The organism is Syntrophobacterales bacterium, from assembly GCA_031274925.1.
Taxonomy (GTDB): Bacteria; Desulfobacterota; Syntrophorhabdia; order Syntrophorhabdales; family Syntrophorhabdaceae; genus PNOM01.
In genome coordinates this window covers 49,461-75,123 of the sequence record JAISPL010000025.1, presented here as the reverse complement: position 1 = coordinate 75,123, position 25,663 = coordinate 49,461, and the positions used below count along the sequence as shown (strand labels likewise).

The following is a 25,663-nucleotide window of genomic DNA, read 5'->3' as shown; positions in this document are numbered from 1 at the left end:
CTCACATCCCTCTCTCTTGTGGTTAAATTATGTCTATGTCCTCTCCCACAGGTCATAGAAATTAAAAAACTGGTAAGGATGGGCCGCTGTATAGCATTCGAGGGCCCTTGCAAACTCAGCGACATATGGACGAAAATGCCTGTCTTCTTTTGCGGCGTCGCTAGGTACTCGTATCACTTTAGCCAGCTCCAATGAGTAGCTTGCCGGACCGGACTTGTATGAAAAGAGGACCCCTATGGGTGTCCCGATCGCAGCGGCAATTTTATAGGCGCTATAAGGAAACAAGGCTTTTTCTCCAAGGAAATCGACCTCTGTTGCTCCTTTTCTGCTGCCTAAGAGCCTGTCGCCCATCAGGCTAAGGACCTCCCCTTTTTTCAAAACGCTTATCATTTCCAAAACACCGCCCATGCTTCCCTTAGGGTCAATAATCCCGTAAGGAGCTCGGACGCCGGCATGCTCAAAGTAATGTAGGTCCACATCGCCCTCTTCACGATGCAAAAGAAGATGGACGGGCACACGGAGAGCCTCCAGCGTTGACATTGCTGCCTGCCAGCAGCCAACATGGGCCGTAAGCAGAATCAGGCCGCGCCCCTCTCCGACAAGATCGTATAGAACTCTCCGCTGTCTGAACTCCATATGTATTTTATCCGGTCCAAGAATGCCTATTATCGCCCTGTCAATCAGCGCCCTGCCAAGGTTGAGATATATACGGTATGTATCCATAAGTCTTTCAAGGAAGCGCTTTCTCTCAAACCTCCGATGAAGATAATAGTCTGCCTTTTTGCGTATCGACGGGGCAAAAAAGACATAAAAAAGAACCACGAAGTAAAGGAAAAAATAGGCCCCTCTCCGACCTGTGGACCTAATGAAGAGGTAGAATACTTTATGTCCGAATCGGGAGCCTATACTGCGGCTCGTCCATTGCGCACTGTCGGGATGAATCCGGGAAGCGTCAGTTGCATTCACGACTTACTCTCTTCAGAAACAAAGCTGTTATATAAATGGTTATGGTGACAAGAATTCCTATTACAGGCCCAAGAACGAGGGAACCAATGAACCATTCAAAAATCCGTTCAGCGGCCTGGTAACCGATGGTCTCCAGGGAGACTTCGGTAAGGAACTTGCCGTGGCGTATAAAATATCCGACTTCAATGCAGAGTGCGGGAATCAGCGGAGGTATGCATATTTGGGCTGCCGCGAGCGCCATCAGTTTATTCAGACGAAAATAGTTGGCTGCAAAAAGCGTCATGATATTTTGACATGCAATGAGGGGGAGGACACCGATGAGCGCCCCAAGCCCTCCGGCGACAGCAAGCCTTTCCGGAGAATTGTTACCTGTGAGAAGCAGTCTTAAGGATTTAATTGGTTTCAGTATCGTAACTTTTTTGAACTCTTCCCCAGTTACTCCAAACATCTTGTGCGGCAGAGGCAGCATTGCCCTCAGGGTCAGTCTCGTATTAAGAACGGTGAGGCGGAAATTATCCATGAAGAGGCGGAAGTGGGATACGCGAAGTGAACGAGGAGGATAATAGACCGATATATCGACCTCTTTTAGCTCAATTCCTGCCCATACCGCCCTTACAAGAATCTCCACTTCGAAATCATAACGGCTCGCCCTCGGTCTCAGCCATTTCAGGATGGAAAGAGGGTAGGCACGAAACCCACTTTGGGTATCCTTCAATTTCTGTCCCGTCTGGACCCTCAGCCAGAAATTAGAAAAGACGCGCCCGAATCTAGATAACATCGGAGTGTTCGCTGGATCAAATGCCCGTGTTCCCACTATTATCGCATCAGGATATTGCTCAATCAAAGGGGCGAAGCAGAGAAAATCCTCCGGACTGTGCTGGCCGTCGGCGTCTATGGTTACAATATGCGTTGCCCCCATACTCTGTGCCGCACGGATTGCGGTCATAATAGCCGCACCCTTCCCCATGTTCCCAGAATGACGGATCAGCGTCAGAGGAAGCTGTGCGATGCTCTCGGGACCGCCGTCCGTACTGCCGTCATCAATGACCAGTACGTTGTCGTTCACTTGGAGGGCACGGACCGCCACATCCTTCAAAGTCTCCCCATGGTTGTAAACGGGAATAACAATGAATACCAGGAGGTTATAATTACTCTCCACTGACATCAGTGATGGCGATTTCTGATTCATGGTCAAGACGACCTCAGGAAGTCGAGTATCTTTTGATTCACTATTTCCGCACAGGCAATCGTGAGAGCATGGTCGGCATCGGGAATAATCTCTGTTTTTATCCTGGCAGATATCTTATTGAGGCGTCTCACGGCTTTCCTGGCGGAGTAAAGCTTATCGTATTCACCAATCATATAGAGCATGGGTACCTTGAGGTTCCTCAGTTCTTTCTTCTTCAGTACGGTGGGCTGGACGAAACGTTTTGGTTTGAAACACTGAAATCCGGCAAGCATATCGTCCACCACATTCTCAAGGATTACATCTGCCTCTCCTCTTCTTCGCGCAAACTCCTCAAATATCCAGTATACAAATCTCCTGACGGTGAAGCGCCAAGGAAGCAGCGCAAGAGGCACACGAAGCACAAAGGAGGGTCTAAAGTGAAGCACTGTACGCGCCGGAGCCAGTAACACTATTTTATGAAGTCTGTTTGAAAAACGCAGAGCATACTGACTCGCAATCCAACCTCCATATGACATACCTACGAGGTTAATGTTAGCTCCAAGACCCAGCGCATCAAAGAACTCGTTGAGCCAGTACGCAAAGTCCTCCTCGTCCCGGATGGCCCTAGTGTAGACGCTTCTCCCGAAATCATAAATATTGTCAACCGCATAAGTCTTGAAATTCTCTGACAAAACCTTTATGTTGGGAGCCCACATGAGCGACGAGCTCGTCGCGCCTGGCAGCAAAACGAGGGGTAGGGCGCCATCGGGCCCGCTCACCCGCACGAATGTACGGCCGTATGAGGTATCCGCCATCTTTGATTCATAGGGGATAGGCCAAAGACTCGCCCTTCGATCGTATAGACTCAGATACCTTTCTCTTGCCTTCTCCGATCGGAACGGGTGATAAACCGGCAGTTCCTGCTTTCTTGTGTCAAAATCCGCAGATACCGCCATTTCACGCATGTCGTTTGTCGGTCCGTGCGAATCGAAGAAAAGCGGTGATATTTCGGATAAACCTTATCCAACTGTCGGGGGAACGCCATATCATGGTAAAATATCGCCAAAGCCCTTTGGGTCGCAGGATGTGTTTCTTATAAAACAAGGTGAAAAGCTTTTCCATTCCGTCCCGTGTCATACCTTTAGGAATGAACTGAAAATGCATACAGTCCATCTTTTCCCAGTCCTCATCGAAAGTCCCAAACTCTTTCACGTTCTCATAGAGTTGTGAACCGGGGAAAGGAGTAAATTTGGACACATTTATCTCGTCTATTGGAAGGGAAAACACATAACGCATGCTTCTCCGCACACTTTCCTCTGTTTCGCCCGGCAATCCCATCATCATGAGTCCCTTGACTATAATCCCCGCTTTCTTGATAAGGCGTATCTTCTCCGCCACTAGGTCAAGATCTGCATTTTTTCTGTGCCGGGAAAGAAGTTCTTCATCTCCGTTTTCGATGCCGAGACTGATCATCCAGCATCCTGCTTCTTTCATGTACCCAAGAACTTCCGAGTCGACATGTTCCGCCCGCACGGCGCAGTTGAAGGTGACCCCCAGCGGCCGATCCACCATCAAACGCGCAAATGTTTCCACTCTTTTGCGGTGGAAAGTAAACTGATCGTCATAGAGGTTAACGTGCCTTATACCGAAGCGTTCCTTCAAATATCTTAGATGTTCATACAAGTATTCAGCCGAATTAAATCGATAATTTGCAGGAAAGACCGACCGGTCACAATAGGAACATCGATAGGGACAACCGCGGCTCGATGTGCAGCTGGAATTGGGAGTGGCCGGGTAGTTGAATATAGGCAGCTTGTAACTTTCCGGATAGCCGTCCAATTTTTCATACAAGGGAAACGGAAGCGTATCAAGGTCTAAAAGCCGGGAGCGATACCCGGTAAAGCAGGGTCCTTCTTCGTTCTCTCTGTAAATCAGACCCCCGATAAGGGACAGCCCTTCCCCTTCGTTTTCGACAAGCTCTGCCATCGTCTGCTCCCCTTCCCCCACGACGGCAAAGTCAATGACGGGAAACATCTCCAGCGCTTTTTCCTTTAAGGCCGATACATGATGCCCTCCGAAGACAACTTTGATCTCCGGCAGAACTCCTTTCGCCATACGGGCAATCCGTATGCCATCAAGAAAATTAGCGGTGACACAGCTTAATCCGATAAAGGCAGGCCGGGCGTCCCTCAGGTACTCTGCAATGACGCGGTCAGAGTCAGGCTTGGCGTTGCAGTCTACAATTTTCCCCTCAATGTCCTTTTCTTTTAAATAGGCGGCGATGCTTGCAATACCCAAAGGTGGCATGATATTTGCCATCCTTGAAATATCATAACCAGCGGCATCCGCCGCATACCCGAGGGGGTGGACGAATAGTATTTTTCCGAAGTCTACGCGAACCATGGTCTTGAAATTTATCCGAAAGAGATCATTTTATGCCAGAGTGGTCCTTTATCACCGAACCTGTAGAGAAGCTGAACCTTCGCCTGAAACGCTTCAGGAGGAAAGATTCTGTTTTTCTTTCTACGGAAGCCAGACCGCAAGGTCTCATTCAGATGCGCGGCATCCACTTCCGGAGAATAGTAAAACACAGGCTTCAAAAGGGTATCTTGTGAGGCCATAATGCCATCCTTTACCGATATTGCATGGAGTTGGGTACCGGGAAATACCCTTATCCCAGAGAATGCGATAACCACACACTTGTCGAGCGACGCTATGTTGCGCAGCCCTTCCTCTATCGTCTCCTGAGTCTCTCCGGGACCTCCGAACATTATGTAATGGACGCACGGCATTTCTTCGTTAACGCAGGCTTCATTGAAATGAACCACATCGTCAAAACAAAACGGCTTATCGAGTCCTTCTAGAGTCGTGTCACTCGAAGCATCCGTTCCCACCTCCAGCGCATAGAGTCCCGCGCGCTTCAGCAATCCCACATTGTCACGCGTTATCCTTCCAGGCTGAAAATAAGCGGACCATTTAATGCGGACATCGCGACTCAAAAGGGCCTCCGCGATTTCAAGATAGAAATCGTGGGTATCATTGAATACAGAGTCTGTAAACGAGATTGTGCTAATCCCATGATCGGTTTTAAGCTGCAAGATATCTTCTATTACAGACCCGGCTTCACGGCACCGGAAATGTGAGCCCTCAATCACCGGATATGTGCAATACACGCACTTGTTTGGGCAGCCCCGCTTGGTCTGAAGTCCAACAACGCCGCTCTTCTTCGTGTAATACCTGACCAGTTCTTTATCCCAGAGAGGCGCGAAGGACATTTCCTCTTCATGGAATCCGCTGTCGTTTCTCACGATGGCTGGCGCTTGCTCTCCCCGTTCAATCTTCTCTATCAGCCAGTTAAACAAGACCACCCCATCTCCGACAATCCCGTGGTCGGCTCCTAAATAGGCAAGAATATCTTCCGGCATAATAGAAAAAGCCGCCCCCCCTAAAACAACCGGTGCTCCCGTAGCCTTTCTCACGACTTCCATCAGACCCTTCACTGATGCCAGGGCCCAAGCTGTGTCCGCGGTAAATGAGTCTACGGTATCAATATTGCGCAACGAGATCCCAACAATGTCCGGTATGAAGGTTCTTAGCGCTGTATCAAGCCTGTAACAAGACGATTCTTCGGCCAGAAAATCGAACTGCATGACCTTGTGCCCCGCCAAATCAAGTGCCGAGGCAACCATGGCCATCCCCAGGGGATATACCGGGTAGGGAACGGTCATGGTATTGGACGAAATAAAAAATATACGGCTCATCGGGAGGATTTTCTGGAAGTAAAGGAGCGTTTTAATCTGACATCATGCCGCCTGTATGTCCCGTCCCCCATTTCACGGCGGATCACCTTCTTGAAGAGTTCACCCATTTTTAGCTGGTAACCTCCTCCTGCATAAAAAGTATTCCATGAATAATAGAACATCTCCTGGAGCTTTTCCTGGGTCATCAGCTTCGGCTGAAAAACCACCTTGTCCGCCGTATAATCAATCCAGTTATTGCTCAGTATTCTTCCCTCTTTTTCCATCCGCTCCCGTATGGGAGAATGAGGGAAAGGGGTAAGGATGGTAAATTCCGCCATATCGAGTCCTATCTCAAGAAGAAAGTCAACGAGCCTTTTGATATAGTCTTCGTCCTGATCGTCCATCCCCAATATAATGGTCCCTTCGACGCTGATGCCGTGATCTTTCAATCTCCTGATTCTGTTTCGGATAACGTCTGAAGTGTCAAAAACAGCCTGATACACGTACCAACAACCTGCCTCGGCTGCAAGGCTAAGGACTCTGTCATCGTCCAAGATGGGATGACAGACAAATTTCTTCTTAAGGGGTATCATAGCAGTAAACAGATCTATCGCCCACTGACGGTCCTGGGCCAGAGAATTGTCCACAAGAAACAGCCTGTTGTTCGGGATGGAGTCCATTTCTTCAATTACCATATCGATAGGCCTTGGACGAAATTGCTTTCCGCCGAGAAATCCTGTACAGCAAGGAAAACAGTTGAACTTGCATCCCCGCGACGCATGTACAAGGTCAAGCATCTGGATACCGCGGTAATTGTACATAGAGCGGTCAAGAATCTCCCGCCTGGCCTTTCCAACGCGGCTTATGTCCGGAAAGTCCCACATGTAGTCATACACCTTCTTGAGGGTGCCTCTCCTGAAATCATCAAGCATCCTGGCGATCCTGCCCTCTGCTTCTCCAAGAAAAACACAATCCCCATGGCTCATCACTTCTTCACTGTGGAGCATTACAGCAATGCCACCAAAAATAACCGGGATCCCCATATCTCTGAATCTGCGTGATATCTCAAATGCCCTAGGAAGTTGGCTGGTAAGCATCACCGAAAGGGCGACAATATCAGTGTCATTGCTGAAATCAATCTTCTGTACGTTCTCATCAATGAACGTAAGATCAACGTCCGCTGGGATCTCTGCAGCCAACACTACGGGTCCGTGGGGGGGCAGATGAAACTCCGTCTGTCCTTGCAGTTTCGGCCAGGACGGATAGATAAGCGTCATTTTCATATACTTCTCATTACCTCGTTCTTGATACGGATCTTCGCCGTGCATATGGCAGCAAGATCATTGAGATTGTTAACTTTCGCATTCTCGAAAAAAGTCGTTCCCATATCGTCTTGAGTCAGCGCACCATATGGTTGATGTAAAGTCCTGGATTCGCCTTGAAGCACAAAAAAGAGGGCTCCAAGGGAAATTTGGTTCGTCCCGCCGATGGAAGGGGGTGTTCCTACGTCACATACACCTGTCAACACTATTTCATATTCTTCTCTCTCTATTCCATCAATGCCCCTACGGAGGCCATGGAGGCCGGAGGCAGATGATTCACAGCAAACAAAGCCTGGTCCCGTAAGCCGGAAGTAGATGGCTGCCTCTCCGAGGTAAGTATTGGGAAGAGCATATACAAAAAAGTTGGGACTCGCCAGGCGTCCTTCATCAGAAATAACTGTACTGAAGTAATCCGCGTCGGCGCTAAGACTTCCGTAGACGGTGGAGGCTACCACCGCAATATTCTGCTCGCCCTCCGGCTCATCCAGACCGGCGTCTTTGAGGGCCAGAGCTATAGCAGCCAAACCAGTACGAGAATAACTATCCATCCTGCCGAACCGAGGAAAGGGTCTGCGGAACAGTTCCTTGCTTGAAAGCTTCGGGAGGCCCTCGTTGCCGCCCGTGGCAAAGGAGATCGCTCTTCCACGTCCTGTGCCGGCGCCATTCACCCACCCGACTCCTCTTACCATCACTCTCACTGCAATATTCTCCTCTTCAGAATGACTGCCGCATTGATTCCGCCAAAACCTGAATTCGTGACGAGCATATATTTGCCTTGCATCGGCCGAGAAGAAAGGCTTACAATCTCTTCAGCCCCCGGTTCCGGGTTCCGACAGCCTATAGTAGGAGGAATAGTCTGCTCAGCAATCACCCTCGTTGCTACTGCAAGCTCAATACCGCCCGAGGCCCCGAACGTATGACCCACACAGCCCTTAATGGAGTAAAGCGGAGGGCATGCGCTTCCGAATGCAGTCCGAAATGCATTCAGCTCCATGAGGTCGTTGTGGATCGTACCCGTACCGTGAGCACTGATTCCTCCGATCTCATCCTTTCCTATTCGTGCCGCCTTGATCGCCTTTTCGACCGCACGGACCAATCCTCTTCCGTTGATGTCAGGAACCGTAATATGGAACGCGTCATTGGAGATACCTGAACCAACGACAATATACTCGGCGGAATAATCTCCCCGTCGGGCGCAGTCAGGATTCATAAGGAGCAGAAATGCCGCACCTTCCCCAGGAGAAAGTCCCGTCCGGCCTCTGTCAAAAGGCATACATGGAACTGGAGACAGAATCTGCAGGGCGGAAAAGCCGGAAAATATAAATTCCGTCAGTACATCTATACAACACACAAGGACAGACTCCGCTTTTCCATAAGCCACCATAGCAGCCCCTTCCGCCACCGCAACTGTCGACGACGCGCATGCCGCGCTGACATTCCATGTACAGCCCGTGGCGCCTAGTTTCGCTGCTACTTTCTCTCCGATTGAGTATGGGAGAATATCGTACGCCTCAAAGGGCAGGCCTCTTTTCATCTTCTCCAGATTATCAATTCCAGCTTTTGTGGTAGCGGTCACGATCATGGAATCACGGGGGATTCTCTCGATCTGGTCCAAGAGCCGTTTGAGAACCAGGCCGGTCATAGAGCCTGCACCGGACGGTTTGATGCCGGGGATGGCCCCTCCCATCCGAGATCTGTAAGTCTTTATCGGAAAACGGTCAATTTCGTGGATCGCAGTTTTGCCCGACCTAATGGTATTCCATGTGGCGTCAAGGCTATTCCCTGCTGCGGTCACCACTCCTACATCAGCAATCAGGACTTCTCTCAAACGACCTGCCCTGCTCTCCATCTTTCCATAAAATCCCTGTAAAACGGCGGCGGAATGAGAAGCACATTTTCTCCCGCATCCAGCATTATCTGCACCGTATATCCTGTGGTAGTCAGGAGACCATCTTTATTCCGTATGACATACTCAATATTGATCCTGGCAGCCTCCGTCCAGTGAATAATCCCTTCAATAGTAAAGGTTTCGTTGTATTTGAGCGAATGATGGTAATCTGAGTGCATGATTCTGATGGGAGCGATGATTCCGTTCCTGTGCAGATCCAGATACCCTATGCCGTACTTTTCTCCTGCGGCTCCTCTCGCGTCCTCAAAATAACTCGCGTATCGGCCGTGCCAGACGATGCCCAGAGGATCAGTCTCTTCAAACCGGACCCGCCTCTCAACGGTAACGCAAAGAGGAGAAGGATCGCCTTTTTTTGAGGGGAAATATGGCCTGCGCATTATCTTTTTACCTCTTGTTATTATGGGTGGCTGCGGTAGACTCCTGTGCAGTTCTTCTCACCTTTAGGTAAAGTCGAAATGGGCAAAATGTCTCCGGCCGCAGAGTGAATCCTCTTGCTGGAATATGCCGCAGAGAACAAAAGTACCTGCTACACCTGCCCTCTCACCCATGATTTTTTCGTGTACATTCTTTTGGTGACGTAATTTGCCCACTATTAGGTAATTAAGCCATCCCCTTTTGTTTTGGCCACGTCAATCTCCTCTTTCACAAAGTACCGATCACCCTTCTTGGTGTTCCTTTCGGAAAAGTTCTTTCTTGTGAATGCAGGATTCACCACATGGACGAGAGTCACTCCTTATGAAATCATGGAAAACGATATATAGATCCATTTTTATGAACTGGCTTTGGAACTGTTAAACTCGGCGATCGCCTTATCTGTCCGCACCCGGGGCATCTCCTACATGTTTTGAGCCATCCGATTATTCCCCGCGGTCCTTGATAACCTTCTTCTATTTCCCTGACAATATTTCACGTCTGTCCGTAAAGGTAAGGAGTAATGAAGCGGCCACGCCTTCCGGGACTCTGATTGTCGCCTCAAGACCGTTCCTTCCGGCTACCAAACGTTCACGATACTGAATTTCAACGGCTATATCGGGAAGAACCACGGCCCGGAACTTGGCCTTTACAAGAGAGATGAGATCAATCTCATGCCCTTTCACCTCTTCGGTCATAGCAAGCACCGTCATCACCTGGATAAAGGCCGGCAATACGGGATAGCCCGGAAAATGACCCTCAAAACCGACAAAGTCGGGAGCGAAGGAAAAAGTCCGCACAAAGGTGCCTGGCACTGTCTCACTTGCAGGGCCTTTTGCTGACAATATGATGGCTGTTCTCAGTTTATTCAATATAGAATAGTACTTATTGGAGCGAACCCCTCGCCTCGCGCGGTCCCCTGGAACCACCCAACGCCGGTATGACAAAGAGGGCTGTAGGTATGGCACCGCACATGCCCAGGAGTACCGATACCCCGATTGAGTGGATGGCCGGATGCCGCGCGAGTGCAAGAGCGCCCATGCCCACCAGGCTCGTTAACCCACCCAGGAACACCGCCATGTTCGTGTTACGGCTATTCCCTTCGGAGATTCTGCTCACCATAAAAATACCGAGGTCCACACTTAATCCTATGACAAGTATGGTGGCTATAATATTGAAGAGGTTGAACTCAATGCCCCTCCATCCCATTACACCGAACATAAAGATGAGACCTGTGGCGACAGGAACGGCCGCGAGCAAGACTTTTTTCAGATTACGGAAGAGTGCTGCAAGAAAAACCATTATGACGAATGATGCCATGATAATATATTGGATAAAATTTTTGACCATGGCTGTGCTGATGGTATTATTAAATTGGCGGTTCGAAACAAAACGAGCCACAAACGGCGTATCGGCTCTGTCCTTGAAAAGGGCCGATACTTCCGGGGTGTCGGGCACGAACGTAAGGATACGGACAACCGATCCGTCACGGATAATCATCGAGTCTACCGCCTCGCCCAGTCCCGCTTTTCTAAGGCCGTCCTCCGTAACAGCAAGGGGTCTCTCTTCAAGTCTCTTAAGAAAGAGATCAAAAGCGGTGGAGGAGAAACCTTCCTTATCGCCCTCCATGTCGAGCAGCCTTTTCACTATGTTTCTGTTTTGATTTGACCACTTGGTCTCCCAGCGCAGTCGGTTAGCCTCCTGGGTATGCGCAGACGGCAGCAAAGGAGCAATGCTCAGAAATTCGTCACGAGGAACTCTTCTCTTGAGGTAGGAGAACAACCGGTCATTATTCTCAAGAGCCGACTCCATACCCATTCCTTCCGTGAAGACCATCGCCATTCCGCGAAAATCTCCCCATGTCTGTTTCAATTCCTCTTCCATAGCGGTTATTGCTGCAGGGACCATGGTTATGGCCCGCATATCGCCGTTAAACTTAAGCCGGCTTGCACATATGAGGCAGGCCGCTATAAGGAGTACCCATACGGTGACCACAGCGGTCCGGTATGCGGCTCCCTTGATTGGCACGTGCCTAACGGCATACTCTCCCGTAGGCGGCAATCCTCTGATAAAGTGAGGCAGGATAATAAGGGAGAAGATCAAGGAGGCTGTAATACCGATGATTGAGAACATCGCAATCTGTCTTTGTCCTGGAAGCTCGGAAAAGAAAAGAGCGCTGAAAGTCGCCATTGTAGTTATCCCGCTAAACAACACCGGGCGCGATATGCGCGCCACATCCGTTCCCCCGTATGCACCCATGTCTCTTAGGGATAGATAGGTAAAAATGGGGTAGTCATCAGCTATGCCCATAAGTACAGAGCCAAAGGCAATCGTTACGGCAGAAATGCTGCCATAAATGGAAAGGATGCCGGCAGTTGCTATATATACCACTGATGTGGGCACGAGAAATACGAAAACCGCCCTCCAATTCCGCATAAAAAGAAAGAGAAGGCAGAGAATTGTAACGGACGCGCAGGACAATATTACATAGAGGTCTTCTTTTATGGTCTCCGCATTCGCGGTTGTATAGGCATGTCCACTTAAAAAGGAGACCGCAATACCGGATGGGGTATTGGCATTGATGATCCGTTTGGTGTAGGTAATAAGATCTTTTGACCCTACAGCGTCCGTAAACTTGATGGAAGTTTTCCCAATCAGAAGCGTATTTTTCCCATCGGCGCTTATAAAATGGTTCTCTTTTAGAGTCATACCTTTAAACATGTTCATGAATTTGATTTTCTCAAGAACAATCATATAAAACCCGAGCGGGTCTCCACGAAGCAGAGGCTTCATGATCCATCCTTCCGAGGATTGGAGTTTGGCCCGCACATCTTGGAGCTTCAACGAAACAGTCTCTTGATTGAGGAACTCTCCGATTCTCGTCATATCCGATTCCGTCATGAGCGAAGGACTCGCTTTAAGAAACCAAGTAAAAAGTTCCTCCGGATCCTCCAGGTCCGGACCGGCAACTACCCGGTCATAAAAAGGCTCTCCTAATGCCTTGGCCAGCCGGTCTGCTGCCTCGACAAGTCCGTCCCGGTCAATTTCAGGGCCAGCTTTCAGGTTTATCACAACTTTCTGCAGAAAAGGGGTCTGCTGCAGGAGCCTAAAATCTATTGCCGCATCCGAGCTGCCCTCCGGCAGCATCGGCTTTATGTCTTCGCTGAGCCGAATACCTCTCATGGCCACCGCACTCAAACCCATGACTGCAACAATCATGGCGTACAGAATTATCTTTCGCCGGGAAAAAAATTCGAAAGCCCTTGAAAATATGGTATAAAACAGGCTCATTATCGCGGGAAAAGGTCCTTATGGAGCGGTTCGTTCAAGGATGTGCGGGAAAAAGTGATAAGTATATGATCTCCACTCTTATCATGAATGTCCACTGCGGCCACATGGGACCAATCACCCGAGAAGACGATATTCAGATGGGAGATAAATTTCTTCTCCTGAGAGGAAAGAGGGAACAGCTTCAGGGATGTTTGATCCCTCTCGGTCACCACGATCCTGTACCTCTTTTCCAGCCACTGGAAATCGGCACGGGCCCAAGCAAAAACCTGTTCTACGATCGCTCTGACCACAGGCACCTTTTGTACATCAAACATCTCTGATTTACCGAGGTCTCCCTCCCATCGCCTGGCTTTATCCCCCATGACCGCAAACCCGGAAGGCGACGGCTTGATGACCTCCCAGTAAATACGGTCAGGTCTTTCGTAGGCAAATCTCCCACTGGAGACAATAGACTCTTTTAACATGGACACATGCTGCTCTTGGATAAAATCACTCGAGATCGTCTCCAGAGCAGCCGCCTGAGCGGCGATACGTTCAAAGACTGCAGACCTGGTATCCTTAGGCCGCTGCTCATCCATTGCTTCCGCCGCAAGACAAAGACCCGCGCACAAAAAAGATAGAAAAATAAAGGACAAGACTCTAAGATACGCATTACGAATCACTACCCCTCCTTTGGAACCCATACCATGAGATTTCCGGAAGCCATCACCTCGCCGCGACAGATTATCTTGCCCTCAGCCAGAGTAAATTCGTCCGTTTCTCCAAATTTGTTAATGACGACCGATAGTTCGTCTCCTCCTCGAATGGCTCCGTAAAATTCGAACCGCTTAACCTCTGTCAAATAGCCCTTCCCCACGGACTTCCCCTGTACGAGATTCTCATAACCCTTGACTGCCGCGAAGGATTGGGCGACTATCTCAACCAGCGCCATTGGTTCAACCGAGCCATCATCTCTGAGGAAAAGACTGTCCCGGTCTATATGCGCTTCCACAACGCCCTGACATCCGTGATACTCGCTTAGCCGGTCAACTGCGCCCATTGGCGGCCTTTGAGGGATCAGTTTCTCTGCCGCCATGGGAAGGCTGGGAAATTCGCTCACCATTGTCTCATACCTTGAACGGCTTCAGTCATCACTGCCCTTGTATACTTTCTCATCTCTATATGGGCGAGAGGTCCGGCGAAGTTCCCGGGGTCTATCGGGGGAAGTGCGACAAGGCACACTCTCGCCGGCAGCATCCACCACCGTCCCGGCGGAAGAAGAACATCAGTTCCAGTGAGACAAAGAGGCAGAATTTTAGCCCCTGTTTCCACGGAGAGTTTGAATGCCCCAGAGAAAAAGCGCTGGAGCGTTCCATCCTTGCTTCTGTGCCCCTCCGGGTAGAAAAGGACGGATCCCCCCTTCGAGAGAATGTCCGCGCCCACTGAAACTGACCCCACCGGTCCCAAAGATTCAACATCAAGATATCCGGCAAGACGCATAAATGGTGCATACCATGGCATCCTGAAAGGCCACGAACGAACCGCCGCTGCAATGCGACGGAACGGAAGATAACCCATGCAGTAAAAATCGAAGAATGAAAGATGGTTTATTACCATAACATAGGAAGATCCGATCAGGTCTCTTGTGAAGCCAGTCCTGCTGAACCTCACAAAAGGCAGCATTATGGCTACCCAACCCTTTCCGTAAATCCAGATAAAAAACTGCATGATACGACTGTTATCCCAATCCGCAATAACTTTCCAGATACCAAAAAAAACAGGGAGCATCAGTATTCCGAGGAGTGTCCAAAGAACTATCATCGGGTAGACAATGATGTTCATAGGGATTGAATAGAGAATAGAAAAAAATCCCAGTCTCGCCATCCCACGGTCCATACACTCAGTTCCTGGTTTCTGCGTCTTGAGGATTACTCAAATTCATGATTTTATTAATCACAAACCGATGTATGTCGCCAAGGGTCTTTATCTCCCGAATAGCCTCCTGCTCGCGTATTTTGATCTTGAAGGTGTTTTCCAGTACGATGACCGTGTCAACTTTGTCGAGACTGTCAAGTCCGAGGTCATCGTAGAGAACGGCCTCTGGGACCATCTTATCCGAATCCAACTCAAACTCCTCCGCAAGGGAGGCATTTATAATCTCTATTATTTTTTCATCGGTCATGTGCATACCTCCTCAGTACCGTGCAGGTATTTACGCCACCCAGCGCGAAATTATTCTTGATTGCCGTATCTATTCTTGCATCCTCCAATTGTCTGATATGGGCCAAGTCTTTGCAAAGAGGATCGACATTATCCAGATTAAGTGTGGGGATAAGACAATTACGGTTCATCATTTCGATTGTAGCTATCGCCTCCAACGCCCCCGACGCCGCCATGGTATGACCGAGATGGCCTTTGAGACTGCTTACCGGGGTCCGGTTTCCAAATACTTTTGCAATTGCCCGGCTCTCCGCAACATCTCCCAACACCGTGCCCGTGGCATGGGCATTAACGTAGCCCACTTCATGAGGCTCAATGCCCGCATCAAGGAGGGCTTTCCTGATACATTCCTCTATAGAGTCGGCATGGGGATCCGCTATGTTGGTAGGGTCTGAAACTGTGGCAAATCCAATCACCTCCGCAAGAATGGGAACATCTCTTCGCAGGGCTGAATCCAGTGATTCCAGAAGAAGGATACCGGAACCCTCAGCGCAGACTACCCCGTCTCTATCCATATCAAAAGGACGAGGGGTCATATGCGGACGATCATTATACCTGATTGAAGCCGCATTAATGATATCAAAGGTGGCGGCAGAAAGGGGATGGAACTCGTCAGCCCCTCCGCAAAGCATCATATCCTGTCGTCCAAAGGAGATCATTTCGAAACCGTACCCTATTGCCTGGTTGCCCGTTGAACAGGCTGAAGAAGGAGCGAACATCCTGCCAGTAATCCCCAATGCCTGGGCTACATTGGACGCGCAGGAATGATTCATAATCTGAAAAAAAAATGTCGCTCTCGTGGCCTCGATACTATTGTTCGGAATAAAATCCTTGTAGAAGTCATAGGTAGCAGTTGGACTCCCGACGGTAGAGCCGATAGACAGGCCCATCATACCACTCGAATACTGCGCTTCTCCGATATGTCCCATTTCGCACGCCTCTCGGCAAGCCAGGGTGGCAAAAATGGACATATTTGACATGGATCGTCTGAACTTCCTGGGAATTTCTTTGGGATCCACGTTGATTGCCGTTGCCGCGACCGCAGTTCTCATGCCTCCTATAAGGGAGAGTTCAGGGACGGCTCTTACCGCGCTCTTTGACGTCATAAGCCCGTCCATAAGACAGTCTGCCCCAGGTCCAAAAGGCGATACAGCGCCCATTCCCGTAACGACGACTCTCCTCATGCCCATCCCTTCAATTCCTCCATGATTCTATCATGACCCAACACACTCCCGCAGGCAAGGAAACCGGAAACCGCCGCACCGAGGATTCCAGGCGCCGTAACAGCCTGTCCCGCGAGAAAAAGATTCTTTATTTTGGTCACAGGAAGAGGGCTTGGCTGGTTGATACCGTGTTTCACCCCGTATATGCTCCCAACAGGACTGTGGGTGTATCTCTTCAGGGTCCGAGGCGTAGCACAATCCACTTGCGTCATCTTTCCTTTAAATTCAGGACAGGAGGATTCGATGTGTTCAAGTATCTTCGTACTTACACTCTCCTTATAGGACCGGTATGTTTCTGGATCGTCGGAGTACAGGCCCGCAGGGCGGCTGTCTCTTCCCATATTCGGCACGGGACAGATGATGATATATCCTTCCTTTGCCGATCCCTGATGCTCCTGAGGCGCTCTGGCAATAAAAAACGGTTTCCCCTCCACCGGCAAATCGCGCTCCGTATCAGGAAAGCACGGCACCGGAAAAAGCAACATGTTCCTTCTGTCTAGACTCTCTAAAGGCACATCTGATTCCACGTAGACTATTACGGCTGAACAGGTGTCCTCAAGGGTTTCAAGTCGTCTTCTATAGACCGGGCGGAACTCCGATGGCGGAACAAGCCTAAGGAATTGGAGCGGATGGATCGTGGAAATACATATTCCGCATTCAAGGATATGACCATCGCAAAAACGGAGGCCTTTCACAGAACGCTCCTCCGAAAGGAGGATGTCCGTCACCTCGGTTCCGCAAAACAGCTCTACCCCTGTCTCCTCAAGACGGGCATCAAAAGCTTCGGCAAGGCTCAAACCACCGCCTTTTATGCCTCTTGCCGATTCGTAGTAAGACCCGGCGACGCAGGCATGGCTCGTGAAGGAGACCTCTTCCGGCATGACACCGTGGAGAAGGCAGTGCATGGACAGGACGCATTTGAGCATCTCATTGTCCGTCACTCCATCAAGGAACTCCCTCAGACTCAACCCGGCACTGGCTGTGGCAAGGCCGGCCACATCGGCGCTCACATCAAGATCCAAGTATAACTGGGAATGATATATACGCCTTACTTCCTGAAGATATGCGTCGACAGCCTGGGTGTCCTTCGGGAATACCCCCTTGAGTCTTTCACTGATCCGGTCGTATCCCGAAGGGAAGGAAAACTCGAAGGAAGGATTGAGGCACCGGAAGATGTCGAATCCATTTTCATTCAGAGGATATGTTTCAATCTTTCCGGAAAGTCCAAGAAATCGAAAAAACACATCAAGGGGCTCTCCGTCATTCAGGCCCCCGGTGTAATGGAAGCCTGTGTCAAAAAAAAGACCACAACGCCTGAATCCCCTGATCGTGGGGGCTGTCTTATGCGAGGCTTCCAGAAGGGCGGTCCTGTATCCTTTCTGAGCCATGATAAGGGCTGCGGTCATCCCTGACACACCGGCTCCGATAACTGCGCAATCGTATTTCATGCGTGAAATTTCAGGACCAGGCAAGAGTTGGTTCCACCAAAACCGGCGGAATTGCAGAGCACCATCCGGGGCGGCTCAGGAATGGCAGTCCTGACAATATTCAATCCCGCAGAACTATCGTCCGGTTCATGGAAATTGGCATTCGGGGCGATAAAACCGTCCTTGGCCATAACCGTAGAATAGACCACCTGAGATGCCCCCGACATCCACAACTCGTGGCCTGTCATCGACTTCGTGGACGAGACAAAAGGTTTCTTGTCACCAAACACGGTAGAGATAGAAGATGCTTCGACTGCATCGCCCAGAGGCGTCGAGGTTGCATGAGCACAGATATAGTCGATCTCAGACGGTTCCAATCCGGCGTTTTTCAATGCCTTTCCCATAGCGGATGAAATACCTTCTTCGCTTGGTACAGAAAGATTGGCACCATCGGACGAAAATCCATAAGAGAGCACTTCGCCTAGAATTGTCGCACCCCTTTTCTCGGCCAGGTCATACCGTTCAAGCAGTATCGCCGCCGCTCCGCCGCCAGGCACAAGGCCGTCTCTGCTCTTATCAAAAGGCCGGCTCGCCTCTTGGGGCGCGTCAATTCTCGTCGAGAAGGCATTGATTGCATCAAAACTGCACATAGATTCCCAGTTGATTTCTTGAGCTCCCCCGCATATCACCCGCTCCTGCCGCCCCAGGGCAATCAAATCCGCTGCCTGCCCCACTGCGTGACCCCCGCTTGAACATGCGGAGCTGATAGACCAGCAGGCGCCTCTCGTTTTGAGCAACGTATTGAGGTTCATGGTGACCGTCGAGGTCATAGAACGGAAAATGAATCCGCTACCAATACCCATCGTATCGCCCTGTTCAAGTACCATTCTCGCCTGCTCTATGGCCGCGAGACAGCTTGAATCGCAACCAAACACCAAGCCTGTCTCTGCGCTTCTGATCTCCTTGAGGGAGAGGCCCGACATGGCAATCGCATCCATCGCCGCAGTATATGCCTGTACTGCAAAATCAGGCATCGTCTTCAACTGCTTCCTGGAGAGTGTTTCGTGAGGCCTGAAATCCTTTATGGCTCCGGTCATGGGGCTGCGAAACCCCAGTTCCTTTCTTTTTTCATCGACAGTGACGCCCGATTTCCCCGCTCGAAGAGATGCACTTACTGCCTCTATATTCACTCCAAGGCATGAAATGATCCCGATACCCGTTATAGCCACTCTATACATAAGGTTCTTCCTGCAATCTCGTCACGTTCGTATCCTGTCCTGACCCACATGTAAACAAACCGGCGTCAGGTCCGCCATTCCAGCAACAACTAAAGCCACATGTTCAGGAAACTTCCTGCCCAATGGCCGTCAAAACGTTCCCATGAGGCAGATATTCGCTATATGCGGCTCTGAGCGGTGCAAATTTAAAACGTTTGGCAAGATATGATACATGGTGTCTGTAAATACCAAAATGCGCCCCATAGAAGGCGGCCTGTACTGAGCCATATCTCCACGCATGGCGGTTGAACCCGGCAGGATAAATTTCGAAAGGATGACAATAGTAATTGAAAGCCATACCTCTCCGGTTCAGGCGACGATAATGGGCTGCCTGAATGATAGCTGGAACGTAGGCACAAAAGAAGCCTCCGCTGAAAGGCACACTGTGCCCGGCCAGGTTGCATGATGTCACCGGAATGACGGTCAAAGAATCTTTGTAGATAAACGGCTTCATGTCGTCGTCGCGACGCCCGAGAAATCTAAGCAGCGCTGGTTGCGCAGTATGGTCGACCTTATAACCTACCGCGATCAACTCATCGTAAGCCCAAGGGGTCTTTGCGGTAATACCCCATTCCGGAGCCTTGTAAACGTTTACTTCGACCGAAAGAATATCCTCCAAGATCTTTTTGCCCTTCAGGACATCTTCACGGAAGCCTTTTCGCTCCAATCGCGCAGGTACTATATGAGTGTATCCGTGGGAAGCGACTTCGTGACCTTTTCGGACAAACTCTCTCACGAGGCGCGGGAAACGAGCGGCCACATATCCTGGAACGAACATGGTCGCTGAAATCCTCATAACTTCAAGCGACTCTAGCAGCGAATAAGTCTCTTTTTCTACGAGGTAATTGCTCTTCAGGCGGGACCCGTTCCTCACATTAAGACCATGAGCCAAGTCGTCGATGTCAAAACATAATGCGTTTATTACTTGAAGACGTTCCACTTCTCACCGGTACGCGCCGCCGTTTACGGAAACGACCTGCCCCGTAATGTATGATGCCTTTTCAGAACACAAAAAACCGACCACAGCCGCTACTTCGGCGGGTGTCCCGAAGCGCCCCATGGGAATCATAGGCAAGATCATTTCCTTCGGGAGATCTTTGACCATCTCAGTCTCAATGAAGCCTGGGGAAACCGCATTTACAAGGACATTTTTTCTCGCCACTTCCGCCGCAAGGGCCTTGGTGGCGCCGATAAGACCCGCTTTTGCGGCTGAATAATTCGTCTGACCCGCAATGCCGCTTTGTCCCGAGGCAGAGACGATATTCACAATACGTCCCTTCTTTTTCCTCAGCATACCGTTTACCACTGGCTTGGTGACAAGAAAGAATCCATTGAGACTCACAGAAACCACATCTTTCCATTCCGAATCAGCCATCCAGGCGAGGATTGCGTCCTTCTTAAATCCTGCGTTATTGATTAGTGCGTAAGGCGTCTCCTTTTCCAGCAAAGGTTTTAAGTGTTTTTCTACGTCTTCGGGATCGGAGACATCAAAGGGCAGCAGGACGCATGTTCTCCCTTTTTCCTCCACTCCACGAGCGACCTTTAATGCCGCATCATGGTCACTCCTGTAATTAAGCCAGATATCAAAGCCGTCGCATGCCAGGAAGTGGACAATTGCTGCCCCTATCCCTCTGCTTCCTCCGGTTACCAGCGCAATTCTTCGATCTTCCATATTCCCTGTTTGTCTTATCGTGTTATCTTGATTACATTACCGGAAGCATCAAATTCTACAAGCATGGACTTCCACCTGTTGGTCCATGTTGGTCCAATACCACCACGCCGCGCTGTCGAGGGAAGGTGTTTTATGGGCAGCAGGGTAACCCAAGGCAATTCTCACTCTTTCCTTGGTCATACCCTCGTAAACCTTTCCTTCCTGTATGCCTTTCCGGTCTATGGCCGAGCGACGCTCAATGTCTGTCGGTTGGGGCGAGGTAATTATATTGATGTACTGCTCACTGCTCATCTCTATTCTTCCCTTGTCTAATTCAAAAATGATTGTCTTTTTAGGTATATTCTGGGTCTCAATCCTGGGATATCTTCTTGACACATCCACAATGACGGGTGTATTGACGGGAATAATCACGTGACCTATCCCCGCCGGGTCAGTCCAGTTGATATAGCTCGCCCTTAACTCACCGTAACGCTGCTGGCAGTGGATATTATTCTTCAGGTATCTGGGTATATCAAGTTCCGTATGATGGACGCCGCCGCGCCCCAAGAGAGATATGGAGAAAAAACAGAAATTACCAAGCCTATAATTACTTTCTTTGTATACATTCCGTCTCCATCAGCTTTTCTGGTAATAAGTATCTTAGTCTGTCTCGGCTCGAAACATCGCCCGCCCTCAGGGTAATGACATAGCCTTTTGGCAGGCTACCGCCCTCATGCAAGTCGCAGAGGTTGCGCGTATCCCAAAAGTGAAATCAAGAGATCAATAGTAACGGAAAAATTATGGAGCTGCTATCCCAATTACAAGTGAGTTTCCGCGCTACAGGGATACCCACCATCACTGGAAGTTTATTAAAAATGGTAACCAATTGCAACTAATATTTGATTGCTGGAGAGGCGGGAAACAAGGATGTTATAGAGACTTCAAATAGATGAGGGAGTGAAAACAGTGTTTCGCCAGTGTCCCAACCATATAAAATCGGCCGCACAAGAGACGGACTTAACGAACGTATCAGGCTCAGCGGCGGCCTGAAAAAACAAGCCTCGCAATGAACGTCGTGAGCGAGACATAAGATAGTAATAGAAAGTATGGCGTACCCTATGAAAAAAACTACGAAAATGGCAGTCTGTCTAACACCAGCTGCATACGGTTTACGTCCAAGCGGTTTACGTTCCATAGCAGTGCAATAAACTGCCCATGGCCGCGCGCGGCCGCTTTCGTCCGAGACCGCAGGGAAAAAGGAACACCAAGGTCTATAGAGTCATTATCACAAGTTCATGGTTATTGAGTTCCTGATATATGGCATCAAGCTGCGTTTTGCTCCGGGCGTTAAACGTAGCCGTGACGGACAGATATTCTCCCCCGGAGCTGGTCCTGGTGCGACATGTGACTTCTTCGTTCGCCTCCAGATGCTTTTCGATGATAGAATTTACAGTCGCGTAAAATTCATTCGTATTTTTCCCTACTACCTTAAGGGGATACGAGAGAGGAAATTGAAACACTTCGCCACTGTTTGTTCCAGTAACACCCATTTGTTACTCCTTTTAAGAGCGATTCCCGGGCCGAGCCACAGTAGTCGCTCAATCAAATGTCGATATAATATTCTCCATCAAAGATTTTTCCTGACTGGGAGGAAGATTCTTTCCCGCCTTTATTAGCACCCATTTCAAAACTCTCCTAACTCCCGCCCCTATGTTCCATCACGGTCCGTCCTTCTCCAAAATTCATGCTTTTAGCAAACATAATATCTGGTCCCGCCTTGTCAATGTAGGTTTAAGGCGCACAAAGTATGGTGTACTTATACTCCGTCCTCAGCGGACAAACGCGAAGTGGAGCAGATTTTTTTCCACATCAGCGAGAACAACCTTGATCCTTACCCTGTCGCCAATGCGGTAGACCTTTTTTGTCCGCCTGCCGATTAGCCGGTATTTGTCCTCCTGAAAGAGGTAGTAGTCGTCATAAAGCTCGGAAAGAAGCGCAATCCCCTCGACAAAGACATCAAAAGGCTCGACAAAGATGCCGTAGGAGGTAATGTGGGTAATTATACCCTCATATTCCTCACCTATCTTGTCCTTCATGAACAGAACCTTGATCCTGTCTTCAAGTTCTCTCTCGGCATCCATGGCAATCCGCTCTCTTTCCGAGAGGTGAACGGCTGCCGGGTCGAGTTCTTTCTCAGTTTTGTACTTCAGACCCCCGGTTAGGACACCCTTCAAAGCTCTGTGGCAGATCAGATCAGGGTATCGGCGAATAGGGGAAGTAAAATGAAGGTAGCAATCCGAGGCGAGCCCGAAATGCCCCTTGTTAATGGTGGAGTATCGCGCCTGCTTCATGGACCTTAAGAGAACTCTGTTTATGAGAAATTCGTATTCCTTGTCTTTTACGGTATCCAGAACCGCCTTGAGGGTCTTTATATCTTTTATGTTTCCTCTGTGTGGAATTGCAAAGGTATCAAGGAGTTTCTCCAGGTCTCTCAGTTTCTCTTTTTCGGGCGGTTCATGTATTCTGTATACTGCTGGAGCTGCACTTTCCGACAGGAATCTCGCTACGGCCTCATTGGCGGCAATCATGAACTCCTCAATAATCCTGTGCGAAAATAGCCTTTCCGTCCTTAATATGTCTTTTATGCCCCCTTCGATGTCGAGCAATACCTCCGGTTCGGGAAGGTCAAAGTCAAGGCTCCCCTTCTCTTCTCTTCTGCCGGCGATGAGTCGCGCAAGGTCTGCCATGCGGGCGAGCATGGGAATCAACGGTCTTATCGCGCTCCGCGCCTTCCTGTCTTTCTTGACAATGGCGTCTTCCACCTGTCTATATGTGAGGCGGGCGGCGCTCCTTATGATTGATTTATGAAAGGCGGTCCCTGAAACATCGCCGCTCCTGGTAAATTGAATTACCGCCGTGACGGTGAGCCTGTCCTCGTCAGGCTTGAGACTGCATGTCCCGTTCGACAACGCCTTGGGGAGCATAGGAAGGACCTTTCCGGGAAAATAGATGCTGGTGCCTCGCTCGTAGGCTTCCCGGTCCAGACGCGAATCCTTTTCAACATAATGAGATACGTCGGCGATGGAAACATAAAGAGTGTAGCCTTTTCTGCCCTTTTCCACATAGACCGCGTCATCAAAGTCTTTCGCGAATTCGCCGTCGATAGTGACGTGTGCTGTGTCTCTAAGGTCTAACCGGCCATCCGCCGGCACAAGAGGATCAATCTTCTCCGCATCGCTTTCAGTACCTTTTCTGAACCTCATAGGCAGGTTATGTTTGTATTCCACAAACTGGGATATGGATTCAAGGGTTGAAAGGTCAGAAAAGACTTTTGTGATCCTACACTCTGGTTCCCTTCCTCCGTCAGGAAAACTCGTTATGCGGGCAGCGGCCAGATCTCCGTCTTTCAGTTTTTTCACACCCGTGCCGCTTATAAGAAAATTGCGGGAAATTCGTTCGTCTTCGGGGACGAGAAAAGCGACATTCTTGTGTATCTTCATGAACCCTACAACATTGTGCAGTTTTCGCTCCGTTACCTTAATAATTTTCCCTTCTTTTCTGCCCCGTGCGGCATGTTCCACTCTTACCACTACCTTGTCGCCGTGGAACGCATCCTTGATGTACCGCGACGAGACAAAGATGTCTCTCTCGCCTTCCTTGTCAGGCACAACAAAGCCATTTCCACTCCTGGTACACCACAGAGTGCCGGTTCGAAGGTTCATCTCCTGGGGGATACCGAACCGGTTATTCTTGAGCCTGACAATGAGTCCTTCTCGTATCATCTCCCTAAGAAGATTTCTCATGGGTTTTTTGTCATTCTTTGAGAGATCGAAAGCCTTCTGGAGATCTTCAAATCTAAGGGGCCTTTTTTCATGTTTGAATATTCGGAGAAGTCCGTCTTTACTTAAGATGGTAGCCACCGCCTTTCTCATATCAAACCTCCAGTATTCATTATCAAGTACATGATTGATCCTACGCACACTTGCCGAACTTCCGTACTATACCCAATTCTCTAGGTATCAACCTATACAGTCTCTGGGGAATATATTGTTTCAGGAGAGCTTTTTCAAAACCGGCTCTCTTGGAGAAGGTTCATTCCTCTATGCTATTCCGGCAAGCAGAGTCACAAAGCACACACCGCGTGCACCATGTAAGTGCCGGGAAAAAGCTTCGAAAAATGGACTATCTTAAAACCAGCTGAAAGCAGAAGTTCCTCAATCTGTTGTTTAGTGTAGAAATAGCCTTGAATCCCATGGCTCCGATAGCTTAGCTGGGCCAGCGATGAGAGCGCATAATCGGCAGGGAAGGTAATAATAGCTCCTTTGGTAATCCTCCGAAATGAGGTCAGGTAATGACCAGCATCATGCACATAATCAAAAAGCCCGATGGCGAGAATCAAATCATATTCATGGGTCACTCCCTTGGACCAATCAAGGTAGTTCGCGCATATGGTCGTTACTCGGTCTTGAAGGCCATTCTGTTTTAAAAGGCTTTCCGTGGCATCAATCATTCCCCGACAGATGTCTAAAGCGGTAACCATAGCTCCTCTTCTCGCAATCTCCAATGAATAGACGCCGCAACCACACCCTATGTCAAGGACACTTTGAGGTTGAATCACTGCCAGATGGCGCATGGTACGCCGAAAAATGAAGCGCAGAGAATACCACCCGAACCGGTAAATCGCATCAGTGAGGCTGGAAAGCCTTTTTGTGGAATAGGCCTCAAGGTAACACTTTACCCGTTTTTCAAAATAGTTCTGAATCGCCGTTAAACGATCAGCCAAGAAGTCCATCCCTATTAATATTTTCCAAATAGACCTATCTTTCAGTCTGCCACGGCCAACGTCATTTTGTCAATAATGTATGTCGCTTCGCTCTTAAGGGCCATATTTTTGGGCACTTACGCCCCAACCTTTGTCAAAAAATAACCCCTAACTCACGCTTAAGTGTATTCCTATAGTTCAAGCCTCTCTTGCCTTTAAGTCTTTCCACTCCTTTGACGTTCAATATATGTTGTTATTTCTTCGTTTATTCCAATGGTGGAAACAAAGTAACCTTTCCACCAAATATATTGTTTGTT

The 25,663-nt window shown here is 49.3% G+C and carries 24 protein-coding genes; all 24 read right to left on the bottom strand.

The window, feature by feature from the left end; all coding sequences use genetic code 11:
- Nucleotides 1-33: 33 nt before the first annotated feature.
- The 24 genes from LBQ00_04300 to LBQ00_04185 all read right to left on the bottom strand — a co-directional run bounded on the left by LBQ00_04300 (nucleotide 34) and on the right by LBQ00_04185 (nucleotide 25,367).
- Entirely contained in the window at nucleotides 34-966 is a 933-nt protein-coding gene (locus LBQ00_04300) for a lysophospholipid acyltransferase family protein (GenBank protein ID MDR2018082.1), read from the bottom strand.
- Nucleotides 953-2,155 carry a DUF2062 domain-containing protein gene (locus tag LBQ00_04295; protein ID MDR2018081.1) on the bottom strand — a complete coding sequence of 401 codons (1,203 nt, stop codon included), beginning with the start codon at nucleotides 2,153-2,155 and terminating at the stop codon, nucleotides 953-955. The genes LBQ00_04300 and LBQ00_04295 overlap by 14 nt, the downstream gene beginning before the upstream one ends.
- A gap of 2 nt (nucleotides 2,156-2,157) precedes the next feature.
- Nucleotides 2,158-3,090, bottom strand: coding sequence for an alpha/beta hydrolase (locus tag LBQ00_04290; GenBank protein MDR2018080.1), 933 nt, complete (start codon nucleotides 3,088-3,090; stop codon nucleotides 2,158-2,160).
- Between the two features lies 1 nt (nucleotide 3,091).
- Nucleotides 3,092-4,537: a B12-binding domain-containing radical SAM protein gene (locus LBQ00_04285; GenBank protein MDR2018079.1), complete on the bottom strand. Its 1,446-nt coding sequence runs from the start codon at nucleotides 4,535-4,537 to the stop codon at nucleotides 3,092-3,094.
- A gap of 11 nt (nucleotides 4,538-4,548) precedes the next feature.
- Nucleotides 4,549-5,895, bottom strand: coding sequence for a lipid biosynthesis B12-binding/radical SAM protein (locus LBQ00_04280; protein ID MDR2018078.1), 1,347 nt, complete (start codon nucleotides 5,893-5,895; stop codon nucleotides 4,549-4,551).
- Entirely contained in the window at nucleotides 5,892-7,157 is a 1,266-nt protein-coding gene (locus LBQ00_04275; GenBank protein MDR2018077.1) for a cobalamin-dependent protein, read from the bottom strand. Before LBQ00_04275 ends, LBQ00_04280 begins: the two co-directional genes overlap by 4 nt.
- A complete protein-coding gene (locus LBQ00_04270; protein MDR2018076.1) occupies nucleotides 7,154-7,885 on the bottom strand; it encodes a hypothetical protein in 732 nt (243 codons plus the stop codon). Before LBQ00_04270 ends, LBQ00_04275 begins: the two co-directional genes overlap by 4 nt.
- A gap of 5 nt (nucleotides 7,886-7,890) precedes the next feature.
- Nucleotides 7,891-9,024 carry a beta-ketoacyl-[acyl-carrier-protein] synthase family protein gene (locus LBQ00_04265; GenBank protein MDR2018075.1) on the bottom strand — a complete coding sequence of 378 codons (1,134 nt, stop codon included), beginning with the start codon at nucleotides 9,022-9,024 and terminating at the stop codon, nucleotides 7,891-7,893.
- Entirely contained in the window at nucleotides 9,021-9,482 is a 462-nt protein-coding gene (locus LBQ00_04260; GenBank protein ID MDR2018074.1) for an acyl-CoA thioesterase, read from the bottom strand. The genes LBQ00_04265 and LBQ00_04260 overlap by 4 nt, the downstream gene beginning before the upstream one ends.
- 510 nt (nucleotides 9,483-9,992) lie before the next feature.
- On the bottom strand, nucleotides 9,993-10,388 hold the full coding sequence (locus LBQ00_04255; protein MDR2018073.1) for a hypothetical protein: 396 nt from the start codon (nucleotides 10,386-10,388) through the stop codon (nucleotides 9,993-9,995).
- Nucleotides 10,389-10,401: 13 nt separating this feature from the next.
- Nucleotides 10,402-12,807, bottom strand: coding sequence for an MMPL family transporter (locus LBQ00_04250; protein MDR2018072.1), 2,406 nt, complete (start codon nucleotides 12,805-12,807; stop codon nucleotides 10,402-10,404).
- On the bottom strand, nucleotides 12,807-13,469 hold the full coding sequence (locus LBQ00_04245) for an outer membrane lipoprotein carrier protein LolA (protein ID MDR2018071.1): 663 nt from the start codon (nucleotides 13,467-13,469) through the stop codon (nucleotides 12,807-12,809). The genes LBQ00_04250 and LBQ00_04245 overlap by 1 nt, the downstream gene beginning before the upstream one ends.
- The gene (locus tag LBQ00_04240) at nucleotides 13,469-13,909 is read right to left on the bottom strand and encodes a hypothetical protein (GenBank protein MDR2018070.1); all 441 of its coding nucleotides are present in this window, start codon (nucleotides 13,907-13,909) and stop codon (nucleotides 13,469-13,471) included. Before LBQ00_04240 ends, LBQ00_04245 begins: the two co-directional genes overlap by 1 nt.
- Entirely contained in the window at nucleotides 13,903-14,682 is a 780-nt protein-coding gene (locus LBQ00_04235) for a 1-acyl-sn-glycerol-3-phosphate acyltransferase (GenBank protein MDR2018069.1), read from the bottom strand. The genes LBQ00_04240 and LBQ00_04235 overlap by 7 nt, the downstream gene beginning before the upstream one ends.
- 4 nt (nucleotides 14,683-14,686) lie before the next feature.
- Nucleotides 14,687-14,968 carry a phosphopantetheine-binding protein gene (locus LBQ00_04230; protein ID MDR2018068.1) on the bottom strand — a complete coding sequence of 94 codons (282 nt, stop codon included), beginning with the start codon at nucleotides 14,966-14,968 and terminating at the stop codon, nucleotides 14,687-14,689.
- Nucleotides 14,958-16,196, bottom strand: coding sequence for a beta-ketoacyl-ACP synthase (locus tag LBQ00_04225; protein MDR2018067.1), 1,239 nt, complete (start codon nucleotides 16,194-16,196; stop codon nucleotides 14,958-14,960). Before LBQ00_04225 ends, LBQ00_04230 begins: the two co-directional genes overlap by 11 nt.
- A complete protein-coding gene (locus LBQ00_04220; GenBank protein ID MDR2018066.1) occupies nucleotides 16,187-17,677 on the bottom strand; it encodes an NAD(P)/FAD-dependent oxidoreductase in 1,491 nt (496 codons plus the stop codon). The genes LBQ00_04225 and LBQ00_04220 overlap by 10 nt, the downstream gene beginning before the upstream one ends.
- Complete coding sequence (locus tag LBQ00_04215; GenBank protein ID MDR2018065.1) at nucleotides 17,674-18,894, bottom strand: beta-ketoacyl-[acyl-carrier-protein] synthase family protein; 1,221 nt, start codon at nucleotides 18,892-18,894, stop codon at nucleotides 17,674-17,676. The genes LBQ00_04220 and LBQ00_04215 overlap by 4 nt, the downstream gene beginning before the upstream one ends.
- A 103-nt stretch (nucleotides 18,895-18,997) precedes the next feature.
- Nucleotides 18,998-19,873, bottom strand: a complete 876-nt coding sequence (locus tag LBQ00_04210; GenBank protein ID MDR2018064.1) for a polysaccharide deacetylase family protein — start codon at nucleotides 19,871-19,873, stop codon at nucleotides 18,998-19,000.
- A gap of 3 nt (nucleotides 19,874-19,876) precedes the next feature.
- A complete protein-coding gene (gene fabG, locus LBQ00_04205) occupies nucleotides 19,877-20,605 on the bottom strand; it encodes a 3-oxoacyl-ACP reductase FabG (protein MDR2018063.1) in 729 nt (242 codons plus the stop codon).
- Between the two features lie 48 nt (nucleotides 20,606-20,653).
- Nucleotides 20,654-21,151: a hypothetical protein gene (locus LBQ00_04200; GenBank protein ID MDR2018062.1), complete on the bottom strand. Its 498-nt coding sequence runs from the start codon at nucleotides 21,149-21,151 to the stop codon at nucleotides 20,654-20,656.
- A 704-nt stretch (nucleotides 21,152-21,855) separates the two neighbouring features.
- A complete protein-coding gene (locus LBQ00_04195; GenBank protein ID MDR2018061.1) occupies nucleotides 21,856-22,134 on the bottom strand; it encodes a DUF493 domain-containing protein in 279 nt (92 codons plus the stop codon).
- A 279-nt stretch (nucleotides 22,135-22,413) separates the two neighbouring features.
- Complete coding sequence (gene rnr, locus LBQ00_04190) at nucleotides 22,414-24,516, bottom strand: ribonuclease R (protein ID MDR2018060.1); 2,103 nt, start codon at nucleotides 24,514-24,516, stop codon at nucleotides 22,414-22,416.
- Nucleotides 24,517-24,707: 191 nt separating this feature from the next.
- Complete coding sequence (locus LBQ00_04185; protein ID MDR2018059.1) at nucleotides 24,708-25,367, bottom strand: class I SAM-dependent methyltransferase; 660 nt, start codon at nucleotides 25,365-25,367, stop codon at nucleotides 24,708-24,710.
- Nucleotides 25,368-25,663: the final 296 nt, after the last annotated feature.